16 protein-coding genes are annotated in these 12040 nt (G+C 41.9%); 4 read left to right on the forward strand and 12 right to left on the reverse strand.

What is annotated here, in order from left to right; all coding sequences use genetic code 11:
* Together mobQ and DW922_RS16445 are read right to left on the reverse strand one after the other, a co-directional pair.
* The coding region (mobQ, locus tag DW922_RS18190; RefSeq protein WP_243032278.1) for a MobQ family relaxase at nt 1–485 on the reverse strand (485 nt) is incomplete at its 3' end.
* A gap of 185 nt (nt 486–670) precedes the next feature.
* Nucleotides 671–1120, reverse strand: coding sequence for a hypothetical protein (locus tag DW922_RS16445; protein ID WP_007886470.1), 450 nt, complete (start codon nt 1118–1120; stop codon nt 671–673).
* A 318-nt stretch (nt 1121–1438) separates the two neighbouring features.
* Here DW922_RS16445 and DW922_RS16450 point away from each other — a divergent pair, with 318 nt between their 5' ends.
* Nucleotides 1439–1675 (forward strand): DUF6061 family protein, encoded by a 237-nt coding sequence (locus DW922_RS16450; protein ID WP_002578301.1) that lies wholly within the window; start codon nt 1439–1441, stop codon nt 1673–1675.
* A 133-nt stretch (nt 1676–1808) separates the two neighbouring features.
* Here DW922_RS16450 and DW922_RS16455 read toward each other — a convergent pair whose 3' ends face one another.
* The 7 genes from DW922_RS16455 to DW922_RS16485 all read right to left on the reverse strand — a co-directional run bounded on the left by DW922_RS16455 (nt 1809) and on the right by DW922_RS16485 (nt 7160).
* Nucleotides 1809–3128, reverse strand: coding sequence for an MATE family efflux transporter (locus tag DW922_RS16455; protein ID WP_117485164.1), 1320 nt, complete (start codon nt 3126–3128; stop codon nt 1809–1811).
* Complete coding sequence (locus tag DW922_RS16460) at nt 3118–3576, reverse strand: MarR family transcriptional regulator (protein WP_117485166.1); 459 nt, start codon at nt 3574–3576, stop codon at nt 3118–3120. The genes DW922_RS16455 and DW922_RS16460 overlap by 11 nt, the downstream gene beginning before the upstream one ends.
* A gap of 155 nt (nt 3577–3731) precedes the next feature.
* Nucleotides 3732–4481 carry a DUF6040 family protein gene (locus DW922_RS16465; protein ID WP_009243742.1) on the reverse strand — a complete coding sequence of 250 codons (750 nt, stop codon included), beginning with the start codon at nt 4479–4481 and terminating at the stop codon, nt 3732–3734.
* Entirely contained in the window at nt 4420–6141 is a 1722-nt protein-coding gene (locus DW922_RS16470; RefSeq protein WP_118607583.1) for a MobA/MobL family protein, read from the reverse strand. The genes DW922_RS16465 and DW922_RS16470 overlap by 62 nt, the downstream gene beginning before the upstream one ends.
* Nucleotides 6117–6470 (reverse strand): hypothetical protein, encoded by a 354-nt coding sequence (locus DW922_RS18440; protein WP_117704838.1) that lies wholly within the window; start codon nt 6468–6470, stop codon nt 6117–6119. Before DW922_RS18440 ends, DW922_RS16470 begins: the two co-directional genes overlap by 25 nt.
* The gene (locus tag DW922_RS16480) at nt 6470–6784 is read right to left on the reverse strand and encodes a relaxasome subunit MobC (RefSeq protein ID WP_117705064.1); all 315 of its coding nucleotides are present in this window, start codon (nt 6782–6784) and stop codon (nt 6470–6472) included. The genes DW922_RS18440 and DW922_RS16480 overlap by 1 nt, the downstream gene beginning before the upstream one ends.
* Nucleotides 6785–6929: 145 nt before the next feature.
* Nucleotides 6930–7160 (reverse strand): helix-turn-helix domain-containing protein, encoded by a 231-nt coding sequence (locus DW922_RS16485; protein ID WP_002578307.1) that lies wholly within the window; start codon nt 7158–7160, stop codon nt 6930–6932.
* 175 nt (nt 7161–7335) lie between these two features.
* Here DW922_RS16485 and DW922_RS16490 point away from each other — a divergent pair, with 175 nt between their 5' ends.
* Nucleotides 7336–7965, forward strand: coding sequence for a helix-turn-helix transcriptional regulator (locus DW922_RS16490; RefSeq protein WP_108817232.1), 630 nt, complete (start codon nt 7336–7338; stop codon nt 7963–7965).
* 86 nt (nt 7966–8051) lie between these two features.
* On the forward strand, nt 8052–9347 hold the full coding sequence (locus DW922_RS16495) for a tyrosine-type recombinase/integrase (RefSeq protein ID WP_108817231.1): 1296 nt from the start codon (nt 8052–8054) through the stop codon (nt 9345–9347).
* 410 nt (nt 9348–9757) lie between these two features.
* On the opposite strand, the gene DW922_RS16500 is transcribed toward DW922_RS16495, so the two are convergent.
* The 3 genes from DW922_RS16500 to DW922_RS16510 are packed head-to-tail and all read right to left on the reverse strand — an operon-like array spanning nt 9758 to nt 10573.
* Nucleotides 9758–10054 carry a DUF3847 domain-containing protein gene (locus DW922_RS16500; RefSeq protein ID WP_005927679.1) on the reverse strand — a complete coding sequence of 99 codons (297 nt, stop codon included), beginning with the start codon at nt 10052–10054 and terminating at the stop codon, nt 9758–9760.
* The gene (locus DW922_RS16505; protein ID WP_005927681.1) at nt 10047–10388 is read right to left on the reverse strand and encodes a DeoR family transcriptional regulator; all 342 of its coding nucleotides are present in this window, start codon (nt 10386–10388) and stop codon (nt 10047–10049) included. The genes DW922_RS16500 and DW922_RS16505 overlap by 8 nt, the downstream gene beginning before the upstream one ends.
* Complete coding sequence (locus DW922_RS16510) at nt 10385–10573, reverse strand: hypothetical protein (RefSeq protein WP_005927683.1); 189 nt, start codon at nt 10571–10573, stop codon at nt 10385–10387. The genes DW922_RS16505 and DW922_RS16510 overlap by 4 nt, the downstream gene beginning before the upstream one ends.
* Before the next feature lie 484 nt (nt 10574–11057).
* Between DW922_RS16510 and DW922_RS16515 the strand changes: the two genes are divergently transcribed.
* Nucleotides 11058–11864, forward strand: coding sequence for a helix-turn-helix transcriptional regulator (locus DW922_RS16515; RefSeq protein WP_006573790.1), 807 nt, complete (start codon nt 11058–11060; stop codon nt 11862–11864).
* Nucleotides 11865–12040: the final 176 nt, after the last annotated feature.

The following is a 12040-nucleotide window of genomic DNA, read 5'->3' on the forward strand; positions in this document are numbered from 1 at the left end:
TCAAGGTCATAAACCTTGCGGCTCTTGGGAAGCCATTTTCCATGTTCGTCCATTGCCCTCATAGTGAGCATGACATGGGCGTGGGGATTGTGTCCCGGCGGATGGGGGTCATGGATTGCAAAATCAGCAATCATGCCTTTGGAAACAAACTGCTGCTCACAAAACTCCCGGACAAGGACAGCATACTGGTCGGGCGGTATCTCTCTGGGGATGGTAAGCACCCACCGCCTTGCAAGCTGGGAGTTCCATTGTTTTTCCACCGCTTCGGCGGCGTTCCACAAAGTATTGCGGTCTGCATATTCCTGTGGCGCATTAGGTGGGAGCAGGATTTCATTGTGGACAATACCACGCTTTTCCGGGTAGTGCTTCACTTGCTGGTCGTATTCACAGAACAGCTTTTCGCCGCTTTGGTAAGCAGCGGCGGCAACCGCAGACTGTCGCTGGCTGCGCTGAACAATCGTGATTTCGTTGTGTGGGCAGGGCATTTCGTGTCCCTCCTTTCGGTAATTGGTGGATGGGGTGGCGTTTTGCCACCTCATTTTGGCAGAAAAAAAGCAGGAGACCTTTTTCAGATTTCCTGCTCGGTGTGCCGCTATGTGGGCGGCGGGTATTTAATTGTAAAAGTTCGGGGCAAGTTGACCCGATGTGAAGCTGACAAACTTGAATTGATTTACTTTGTTTGTAAATCTTCCAGAAAGAAAATTCCCTCTGTTAGGTTGATAAACATTTCCTTGTCCTTGATTACATGAATTTTATTGTTCCACCAGACAGTAGTGTTATTAGCGGAGATGGTTTTGCTTGTTCCATCTTTAAGAAAATAAGTAATTGTAATAGCAGGTTCTTCTTCGCTATTCACTTCCCCAAATAAATCATATTTCAGAAATCCCGTTAGCTTTAAGGCTAACTCAATATCCTCACGGCTCGAAATTTCTTTAACATCATCCGTGACACTCGGATACGTGATATTTACAGACTGAATATCATTTATGCGGGGCAATCCCCAAAGATACATACCATTCATAAATATGTTGATTCCAACAATCAAAACTGTCATAACTATCACTTCTATCAAAAATCGAATAAGACATTTGAAAATCTTGTTCACCAATTTATCCTCCAATCTCGATTTCTCCTGCTCCCAAAATCCCGATTGAGATTTCACCTGTTTTAAGAAATTTAATAACTGTTATATTTTATTATTAAATTCTTCGCAACCCCTTGAAAACACTGGATTTGTCGCAGGTGAGCTTTCCCTTATTATTTCCCTTGTGTTATATCGTCCCATCAGTGTTTATGCACTCTGATAAGGGCAAATACAAGGGCAAGAAAAATCTATAAGACAGTATAACACAAAATAAAAGTGACATGGTGAACTGATTGAAATGCTTCTTAATTTTTGCTACTACTGATTGATTAAATGATAAGGAGATGGGATACGATGAGAACAATATTTGCAGAATACAATCCACAGTGCAACAGCATTGATGTATATACTAATACGGGCTATATACTCCGTATTGATTGTTGGGAAGCAGAAAAAAATTTAAGAACCACACCTGGATCTGATTGTGCTTTGACATCGCTTGCAATCGATGAGCCATTAGAATATGCAAGGTTATATCTTGATGGGAATTTACAGATGTGGGTAGATGCTGAAGATTCATTAGAGTTATGATTATTCCAATCAAAATCTACTAGAATTTATTAAAAATTAGCTTCATAATTTTAAAAGGACAGCCCTATTGCTATGAGGCTGTCCTTAAAAATACAATAGATAAACCTAGATTATTCTTGCTACTATCTGATTGTTAAATTTTCTGTATTCCATATTGCAAATCTCCCTTTTCGCAATATTTTATTAGTATGAATGCCAGAATCGCTGAAAAAACACGTGCCAATACCGTACTCCACCATATCATAATCTGTCCACCAAATAAAGGTGGTAAAACAAGCATAAATATCAGCATCAATACTGGTTCAATGAATGTAAGAATGTATGACAATCCACTTTTTTCAGTAGCATAAAATCCAGCTGTCGCTATTCTGGTAATCGCAACAAATGGTAATGACACTAAAAATATAGGTACAATTTTAGAAATCTCAATACTTACTTCATAAGAAGCTCCGAAAACCCCTCCAATATTTGCTCTGTTTACATACATGATAATTCCACCACAAACAGCAAGAATTATTGCAAAAATGTATGCCATTCTCTGAACTCCTCTCAGGCTTTCTTGATCCTTCTCACCATAAAAACGGCTCATTAAAGGTTGACTTCCATCACCTACGCCCTGCAATATGAGATATATGATACAGATAATATAGGATACACATGCATAAGTTGCAATAGCTTTTTCTCCCCCATAAGAAGCGGAGAATCGGTTTATAAACACCAATGAAATATTAGGAGTCAATGCTAGCCCAAATGGTGCAAGACCTACTCTGAATATAGCGCCACACATTTCTTTTACATTTTTTAAGGATACATACACATAAAACTTTTTATTATATAATGCGTATATGATTGCAATTGCTGCAGTCACACCCTGTCCGGCTATTGTAGCTGTGGCTGCACCTTTCATGCCCATTTCATATATCCATACAAAGATAAAATCCAGAACAATATTGGTTATGAATCCACCAACCATCGCAAACATTGACCAGAAAGAGTTTCCATAATTTCTAATGAATGGCATCATTCCAGTTCCAAGAATCTGCAATATTGCTCCAAGTGCTATAATTTTGATATAATCTGTCGCATTTGTTAATATAATTCCATCTGCTCCAAGCAATCCTAAAATTTTAGACGAAAAGGAGTAAATAATTATGGTACTGATAACACTTACTATTACAAGAAGCCACCAGCTTGTAGCAATAAATTCTTCTGCCCGTTTTCCTTTCTTTTCTGCTGCATTAATTGAGTAATAAACAGCTCCTCCCATACCAATTCCTGTTCCAAGAGCCTGAATCAAAGCCTCAATCGGATATACAATATTAATAGCCGAAAGTCCAGCATCTCCTATGGTATTGCCTACAAAATATCCATCCACTATCGCATATATTCCTGATAATGCAAATGCTATAATAGATGGAATAACATATTTAAAAAATAATGATTTATGATTCATTTTTCTTACAATCTCCTTCCTTGAAAAGTCTGATAAACAGCTCTGTATTATCATTAAGACTTTCTATATTCTCTAATCCCATTTTTTCGATTACATATATTTCTTTTGAGTGCAGTTTTTCTATGATATCTTTCGTATATTCCATTCCTGATTCTGTGAGGCATATCAGCTTATTTCTCTTGTCTGAATCATCAGATACCATATTGATGTATCCTTTTTTCTGAAAATCTTTTAGTATCGTATTTACCGTTTGCTTAGGTATATTCCATTTTTCACTTATCATTTTCTGCGTGCATCTTCCATTACTTTCATAAAATGAATGCAAAACAAAAACTCCATTTGAAGACAGTCCCTGATCCTTTGACCATTCCTCATACATTGCTGTACATTCTTTCCATAAAGCATAATATCGTTGCAACTGTATTATCATATTATTATCTTTTCTCATCTTTTTCCTCCTTAAATTAGTACGAATCCGGACTTTTGTATTATAGTCCGAGTTCGTACTAATTGTCAAGATTTATTTATATACTTTTTCTTTATATAAACAATCAATAGTCCCTTACTAAGGACAGGAAGATTATGAAATTTCCCTGTCCTCTTTTAATAATATCCTCGTTCTTCCATCCAGTCTTTCACATAACATCTGATTCCAATATAAATAATATGCGACAGTAATAGCAATACAATAAGATTTATCGGATTAGCGTTTTTAATCCATTCTCCAAAGTAAATTACAACAGCTGTACTCGTTATCGCTACCACGATACTGATGATATCCCAACAATATTTCCGGTAGATTTTTCCTACCTGATAACCAATCCCGATTATCAGCCACCCGGTTATTACGAATAAAATTGCCATGACAGTACCGGCAATCAGCCAGTACACAATCCCGGAAAGAATACTGTTAGGTATTCCACTGCTTAACTGTCCGAAAGAGTCTGCACCTGTCACAAACTCCCGAAATAAACTTCCCATTCCTTTTCCTAACGCACCGAAAAAGACGATACAGTCGTTAAGGAAAACCGGCGAAAGAATCGCAGTAAACAGTGTTGTTGTTATGCTGTACCATGCCAGTAGAAACAAGATACTTTCATAACCAATCGTCATATTTTTATATTTCTTTTCTAACTGGCTTTTACGGCTATCGCATTTTTCTTTTGCTTTCCGGTAAGCAGTACGGTCACATTTTTCACATTTCTCATAAGGCACTTTTTTCTCAACAGCTACCTCTACCGTCTTTTGGTGTGTCTGTGCATAAAGTTTTTCCTGCTCTGCTTTTTCATACTTAAATTTCCATGCCACGGCTTCTGCGTCGGCTCTTTTCCTGCTGTCTGTCTCGCTGGTCAATCGTTCCTCTGTTTGCCTTAATCTTGTCCGCAATGCTTCGATATTCTCGGCTCTGTTTTCGCTGTTCAATTTCTCGTTCAAGGTCAGCGATTCGCTTAGCTGCCTGTTTAGTTCCTGGATTGTCTGGTCTTTCTGATCCAGTTCGTCCTGCATCTGTTCGGTCATCAGCAGAAGTTCTTCCACCTGCCCGACGTTCTCTAAGTTTCTGCATTCGCTCATCGATCTCCCTCGCTTTCTCTATCTGCTGTTTAAGGTCAGCAATTCGCTGTTCTGTTTCTGCAATAAGCTGTTCTCGTTGTTCAGCTTCTGCGTTAATTCCTGCCATTGCTGATTCTCGTTTTCCAACTGTTCGATTCTGGTTTTCTGTTGCTCGATCTGTGAGAGCAGTTCTTCTGTATCTGGCAAAAGATTTAGCAGCCTGGATAATTCGCTGTTTAAGCTTTTTAAACTCTGGTTCTGCTCCTGAAAAGACAGGAGCTGTCGATCCCGTTCCTGCAATTCCTGTACCATCGCTGCCATAAGATTCTGCTGTTCCTCGATCTGGTTTATCATTGTCTCCATCATGGGAATGACTTCCCGGCTTTCTTCTAATGTCATCCAATCGCTCCTTCCATTGTGTCAATGCACCGGATACCTTTCCGAAAGAAATCTGTATTTTATCCAGCAGTGCATTTTGTCTTTTTATGATCTGGTTTTCCTCTACTTTCCATGAAGTAGAGGATGTCTGTCCGTTTTGAAATTTCTCGTCAATTTTTCTGGCATCTGCGCCCTCATGGATCGTCGGTATCTCTAATTTTCCCTGCCTTGCATAAGAACGGTGGTCAATGTGATTTTCCGTTTTCAAATGTGCATTACAGACGTTTGCCCATTCGCTCCGCCATAGCTCACAATTTTTCGGATTGTTCCACCCGGTAGCATCGGTTAATACACGTTTCCACTGTTTGCGGTTCCTTGTCCCGACTTTCTGGACTCCATTTTCATCAAGTACGGGGATTCGGATTCCATGACGGTCAGGGTTCTTTTTATCCTGCCACCAGTCCGGATGGGATTCATCCACCACAATATTTCCATTTTCATCTCTGACAAACTCCCAATCCTTGATTTCTTTGTTACCCCATGAGTGGTCTGAATTGAATGGCCGCATCGTCACCAGTAAATGCACATGGGGATTACCATCTCCTTTATCGTGGATACTCCAATCCGCACACATTCCCTTATCTACAAAGGTCTTTTGAATATATTCAGTTGTATAATCAATCTGTTCCTGTCGGCTCCATTCTTTCGGAAGTGAGAACTCAAATGACCTGCCGAGTTGTGCATCTGAACTTTTTTCTATCCTCAAGACTTCATTCCATAAACGCTGCTTCTGAAAAGTAAGTTTGAATTTTTCCAGTGCAGCATTTTGGTTATCTGCCCTTTTATATCGGACAGATTTCTGGAACCGTCTGATATTTTCAGCAGGTACATTCTGCCATTCCTGTGGTGCATTTTCACACATCAGCAGGCTGGTATAAACGACTTCTTTTTTTGAAGTATAGTAGCTGATCCTGCCTGTTTCTTCATTTTTCATCACATCGCCATTGAGATAAGCAGACGCCGATATGATGGATTTTCCTTTGCTGCGTCCAACAATCTTTACTGTATAATGAAAAATCGCCATGATCCGTTTCCCCCTTTCTGCCGTATCCGGCTTTGATTTCCGGCAGGTAACGTTTTCCCAAAAAGAAAATGGTATCTGCCGGAACGCCCTCTGCGTAAGAGTGCCCTGTGCATAACAGCCTGCATGGAATGCGCCCCTCTGGCGAAGAGTGCCTCCTGCGGCATGAGCAGGTCTGCATGAAATGCCCGCCGACGGAACGAGCCCGGCAAGCGTAAGCGCAGACCGGTTGCCACCTGTGGCAAACTTATACGGACGACCTCTGGTTGTCCATAAGTGCGCCCTTCATGAAAAAGCAATGAAGGGAATGGAAAATCCACTCCCTCCGGCATTACACTTCCTCCGTATTCGCAACTGGCTCTTTCTGCATTGCCTTTGAGAAGAATTTCCCATTTGCTTCCTGCCTTTTTAAGAAGCCGATCAGCTTTGGGATATCATCTTCCTCAATCGCAGAACCCAGCACCGATTCCACCGCACCACCAATCTGGCAGAGCCTGTGTGTCCGCTTTTTGGTTTCCACATCTTTCTGACGTTTCTTCAGTTCCCGTTTCTGTACTGCATACTGTTTTGCTTTCTCAAGGCTTTCCTGTTCTTTCTTTTCCAACTGGAGCATACGCTCCTCATAACTCTTTGTTGATCTTGCCATAAATATCATCGTCCTTTCTTTTTCTTCCAAACATAAGTTTCCTGTTGTCTGTCAGACGAAGTACATGGTATAATCTGTTTGCGTGTAGGTATATCATGACTCCGGTCTGATAGAACCTTTGGCGGTTTCTTCGGGAACCGCTTTTTTAAGTTGAACCGTTTCTTGTGACTGCTTTCACATTTCCCTTATCCCTCAAGTCTCTGCCCTCGTTGGCTTCCATAAAAAGTTCCAGCATATCCGTTTTGATCAGGACTTTTCTCCCGACCTTTAATACCGGAAGTTTCTTCCATTCCACCAGTTTTCTCAGGGTGTTCCTGCCGATTCCCGTATAATCAGCAGCTTCCTCAATAGATAAGGCAATCTTTCTTTGTGTCATATGACCACCTCCTCTTTAGTTGCATTATGCAATTTCATTTGTGCTGTCAGTATAGCGTGTTTATATTGCTTTGTCAAGCATTATGAAATTATGTTTCTTTTTCTTAAATTGCATATTGCAATATATTTTGTTGCGTGGTATAGTAATGACATACCGAAAAAGGAGGCACATCAGCATGAAAGATAAAGAACTACGCAAGCTGATCGGCAGCAGGGCAAAACAGCGCCGTCTCGAATTAAATCTGACACAGCCTTATGTCGCAGAGAAGATGGGAGTTACCGCTTCCACAATCCTGCGTTATGAGAATGGTTCGATTGACAATACCAAAAAGATGGTACTGGAAGGTCTTTCGGAAGCACTTCATGTATCGATTGAATGGCTCAAAGGGGAAACCGATGAATATGAAACTGATATTACGGATAAGAAAGAATTACTGATTCGTGATGCGATGAGTGATATTCTCAAACAGTTACCGCTCGACCTCAATAAAACAGAAGACGCATTTTCCAAAGACTTACTGCTGTTAATGTTAAAGCAATATGAACTGTTTCTGGATTCGTTTCAGTTCGCCTGTAAAAATTACAAGGGCAGTACCAAAGATGCGGACATTGCCAAAGTAATGGGCTTTGAATCGAAAGATGAATATAACGAGATCATGTTTCTCAGGGAGATCACACATACTGTCAACGCATTTAACGATATGGCAGATGTGATAAGACTCTATTCTAAGAAACCGGAAACAGCAGAACAAAGACTTGCCAATCTTTTATCCGAAGTTATGTATGAGGATTCTGAATCGGTATAGTAAGACAACCGGAGTTGTGATATACTTACACGCAAGAAGCATTTCAACAGTTCCGATTGTCTGATATCGAAAGGAGACATACGATTATGGCAAAAGGATCTGTTAGAAAAAAAGGAAAAAAATGGTACTATCGCTTCTATGTAGAAGATGCAAGCGGTAAAATGGTTCAGAAAGAATATGCTGGAACCGAAAGTAAAAGTGAGACGGAAAAACTTCTCCGCAAAGCACTGGAAGATTACGAAAATAAGAAGTTTGTCGCAAAGGCAGACAGCCTTACGGTAGGAGAGCTTCTGGATATGTGGGCGGAAGAAGAACTGAAAACCGGGACACTCAGCAACGGCACAGTGGAAAATTATCTTGGTGCAATCCGCTGTATCAAAAAACACCCGATTGCAGACCGCAAACTGAAAACAGTTACTGCCGAACATTTACAGGCATTTCTTGATCTGCTTACATTCGGTGGTGAGTTTCCAGACGGGAAAGTAAGAAAGGGATACAGCAAAGATTATATACATTCTTTTTCCGCAGTGTTACAGCAGTCATTCCGTTTTGCAGTATTTCCAAAACAACTAATCAGTTTCAATCCGATGCAATATATCAAACTGAAACGACAGGCAGAGGAAGTTGACCTCTTTTCCGATGATGAAGTGGAAGAAGGCACACAGCCGATTTCACACGAGGATTACGAGCGACTTATCAAGTATCTGGAAAAGAAAAACCCACCTGCCATTCTGCCGATTCAGATTGCGTATTATGCCGGGCTCCGTATCGGAGAAACCTGTGGTCTTACATGGCAGGACATTAACCTTGAGGAACAATGCCTGACCATAAAACGCAGTATCCGCTACGACGGCATAAAACACAAAAACATTATCGGACCAACGAAACGGAAGAAAGTAAGGATTGTTGATTTTGGCGATACTCTGACTGAAATATTAAAAGCTGCCAGAAAGGAACAACTCAAAAACCGGATGCAGTATGGCGAATTATATCACCGCAATTACTACAAAGAAGTTCATGTGAAAAACAGAGTCTATTATGAATACTATCATCTTGCCGGAACACAGGAAGTCCCGGCAGATTACAAAGAAATCTCCTTTGTCTGCTTAAGACCGGATGGCTCTTTGGAACTGCCGAGTACACTCAGCATTGTATGCAGATCAGTGTCAAAAAAACTGGAAGGATTTGAAGATTTCCATTTCCACCAGTTACGTCACACCTACACCAGCAATCTGCTTTCCAATGGGGCTGCACCGAAAGATGTACAGGAACTGTTAGGACACTCTGATGTCAGTACCACAATGAATATTTACGCTCACTCAACAAGAAAAGCAAAGCGGGATTCCGCAAGACTTCTTGATAAAGTAGTGAGCAATGCTTAACTAAAAATTTCCCTTATTTCCCTTGCGGATTCCGCATAAGGGCAAAAATAAGGGAAAATACATATCATTTCACTATCTAAGAGGCTGTAAGCCTTGAAAAATAAGGAAAGTTCAGGAAATCTCTCCACAAATTCCGATTTGTTGTCATCTCCATTATACTTCATCGCCTATCGAAAAGATAGCGTATTTTATGAAACTTGTCGGCTGGGAACAGCTTGCACCGCAAGGTGTCCCCAACAGGCAAGTCCACAAAAGGGTAGCTGGCGGCAGCCAGCGCAGGGGAAGTGTAGCGTCCCCTGTATGATTTGGAGCAGACCATGACTGCGGAAAATCACAGCCCTCCGGCGAGGAGCCTTTGGAGAACGCAATGCACCAACCTCTGGGTGGTGTATAATTGCGCCCTTAGTAAACTAAGGGGGTTCCGGCATCTCCCGTTCCAGCAGTTTTTTCAATAGTTCCTGCGTGTCCTGTCTGTGAAAAATGAGTTTCAACAACAGCATGACATCATCATCTGTCAGGCGTTCCGGTTCTTGCAGAAAACTTTCCAGCATACCGCCACGTGTACAGAGCCGGTGCGTTCGTTCTTTTCGGGTAAGCTGCTTCAGCTGATGCTGCAATGCCTTTTCATCATTGATGGCTTTCCGCAGTTTCTTTTCGCTTTTTTCCAACTCCCGATTGAGTTTTTCCAGCTTTGATGTATCAGGCAAGGGCAGCGTCCTCCTTTCCCGGTATCAGCACATAAATCCTGTTTGGTTCTCCAATGCCCTGACGCACCCGCATGATAAGTCCGGCAGTTTCCAGTTCATTCAGAGAACGCTTGACCGTCATGGAGCTGCGGGACAGGACTGCGGCAATGGCTGTGACAGGGAAGCAGACAAAGAGGATTCCGTTCTCGTCCTCCTGCCCTTTGGAGAGCATAGCGTCCAGCATCCGGCAGTACATGACCTTTGCGGTGCTGCTGACTGGAAATCCTGTCAACGCTCTGGGAAAAGGCATACAGGGCGGCAATGGTGTGTCTATCGTCATAAATTCAAAATTCATTCTGTGTGTTCCTCCTTTTTCTTTGCTCGTTTGGATAAATAACAGGGGCAGTCAATCACAACCGCCCGGAAGCTCTGCTTGCACCCATGCTGGCATTTCCGGCATAATTCGTTGTAAGTGACACGCCCCCGGTCATTGAGGTAAAAGGAAAGCTCATACTTCCTCTTTTTGCTCATTCTCGGCATATTGCGCTTCCTCCCGTTTTAGTGTATGGTTTCGGGGCGATTTTCGGTAAAATTACAGCCATAGAGCCGCTTAAAATCTCCCGAAGTATCAGCGATAGGGTAGACTGTCCCCCTATCAGATTGTTGTGTTTCGGTATCATTTCGGTGTCAGTTCGCCAGTTCTCCCCGGTGTCGTTCCTCCCCTGAATCTCACAGCGGCGTATCGCTCCCTTTGGTACGCTCGTTTTGGTCAGGGTTCCTCCATATCCCTGCCAAAAGTCATGACGCTACATCGCCGGGGAAGCATATCCCACACAGGCTGGTCATTCGATTGGAATAATCCATCGATGAACTACCTGTATCATAGAACATTTTTGTGCCCTGTGCCGTATGTCCACAAAGTAGGAATTCGGGGTAAAAATCAGAAATTTCCACGATTGCGGAATTGATATGGTATAATCAATTCAACGGTTATAAATGTCGTTAGAAAGGGGGAACTGCTTCAATGAACGGAGCTACTACAATACAGGAACGGCTAAAAGATTTACGATTAAACAAAGGATTAAAACTGGAAGAACTGGCTGAGCAAACGGGTATTTCAAAATCGGCTCTTGGCAGTTATGAAAAAGACGACTATAAGGAAATCAATCATGGCAACCTTATCCTGCTGGCAGATTTTTATGGGGTGTCCCTCGATTATCTCTTTTGCCGGACAGAGAACCGGGCGGAGATCAACACGCCATTAAGGGAGCTGCATTTGAGTGATGAGATGGTAGCACTTCTGAAAAGCGGTCGGATTAACAACCGTCTGCTGTGCGAACTTGCCACCCATAAGGACTTTATCAAGTTTCTTGCGGACATTGAGATTTATGTGGATGGGATTGCCACCATGCAGATTCAAAACCTCAACGCCCTTGTCGATACCGTCCGGCATGAAATCATTGAACGGTATCGCCCCGGCGAAGATGACCCCCATTTGAAAGTGTTGCAAGCCGCCCATATCAGTGATGATGAATATTTCAGTCACATGGTACGGGATGACCTCAACCTGATTATCCGGGATATTCGGGAAGCCCATAAAAAGGACAGCGAGAGTGCACCTCAGACCACCGTTGCCGATGAACTGAAAGAAAATCTGGAAGCGGTTGAAAATTTCAAGGGCAGCCGTGATGAAAAGCTGGTTGTCCTTTACTGTAAGCAGCTTGGTATCAACTATAAAAATCTGTCAGATGAAGAATTTCGCTGGCTGATTCGGATTCTCAAAAAATCAAAGAAAATGGGAACGCCTATCAGCCAGAGGAAAAAACGATAAAGAAAAACCGCTGTTGCATGGTTTGTTGGCTTCCATGTAGCAGCGGTTTTTGCTGGGATTATTCAGTTGAATTTTTAGCACGACAAACTGGAATTTGTCAAAGAGGATTATTCCAATATTCCACAGTATTTCTATTTACATCATAAAAAGTAATATTACCCGCATTTATAGGCAAG

The sequence above is a fragment of the Clostridium sp. AM42-4 genome (assembly GCF_003480105.1).
Lineage (GTDB): Bacteria > Bacillota > Clostridia > Lachnospirales > Lachnospiraceae > Brotaphodocola.

Excerpts from the sequence above, each read along its gene's own strand:
- DW922_RS16455 (WP_117485164.1), bottom strand. The coding sequence starts at position 3,128 with ATGAATCATAAATCATTATTTTTTAAATATGTTATTCCATCTATTATA.
- DW922_RS16515 (WP_006573790.1), top strand. The coding sequence starts at position 11,058 with ATGAACGGAGCTACTACAATACAGGAACGGCTAAAAGATTTACGATTA.
- DW922_RS16505 (WP_005927681.1), bottom strand. The coding sequence starts at position 10,388 with ATGAATTTTGAATTTATGACGATAGACACACCATTGCCGCCCTGTATG.
- DW922_RS16460 (WP_117485166.1), bottom strand. The coding sequence starts at position 3,576 with ATGAGAAAAGATAATAATATGATAATACAGTTGCAACGATATTATGCT.
- DW922_RS16470 (WP_118607583.1), bottom strand. The coding sequence starts at position 6,141 with ATGGCGATTTTTCATTATACAGTAAAGATTGTTGGACGCAGCAAAGGA.
- DW922_RS16485 (WP_002578307.1), bottom strand. The coding sequence starts at position 7,160 with ATGACACAAAGAAAGATTGCCTTATCTATTGAGGAAGCTGCTGATTAT.
- DW922_RS16450 (WP_002578301.1), top strand. The coding sequence starts at position 1,439 with ATGAGAACAATATTTGCAGAATACAATCCACAGTGCAACAGCATTGAT.
- DW922_RS16490 (WP_108817232.1), top strand. The coding sequence starts at position 7,336 with ATGAAAGATAAAGAACTACGCAAGCTGATCGGCAGCAGGGCAAAACAG.
- DW922_RS16510 (WP_005927683.1), bottom strand. The coding sequence starts at position 10,573 with ATGCCGAGAATGAGCAAAAAGAGGAAGTATGAGCTTTCCTTTTACCTC.
- DW922_RS16495 (WP_108817231.1), top strand. The coding sequence starts at position 8,052 with ATGGCAAAAGGATCTGTTAGAAAAAAAGGAAAAAAATGGTACTATCGC.
- DW922_RS16480 (WP_117705064.1), bottom strand. The coding sequence starts at position 6,784 with ATGGCAAGATCAACAAAGAGTTATGAGGAGCGTATGCTCCAGTTGGAA.
- DW922_RS18440 (WP_117704838.1), bottom strand. The coding sequence starts at position 6,470 with ATGCCGGAGGGAGTGGATTTTCCATTCCCTTCATTGCTTTTTCATGAA.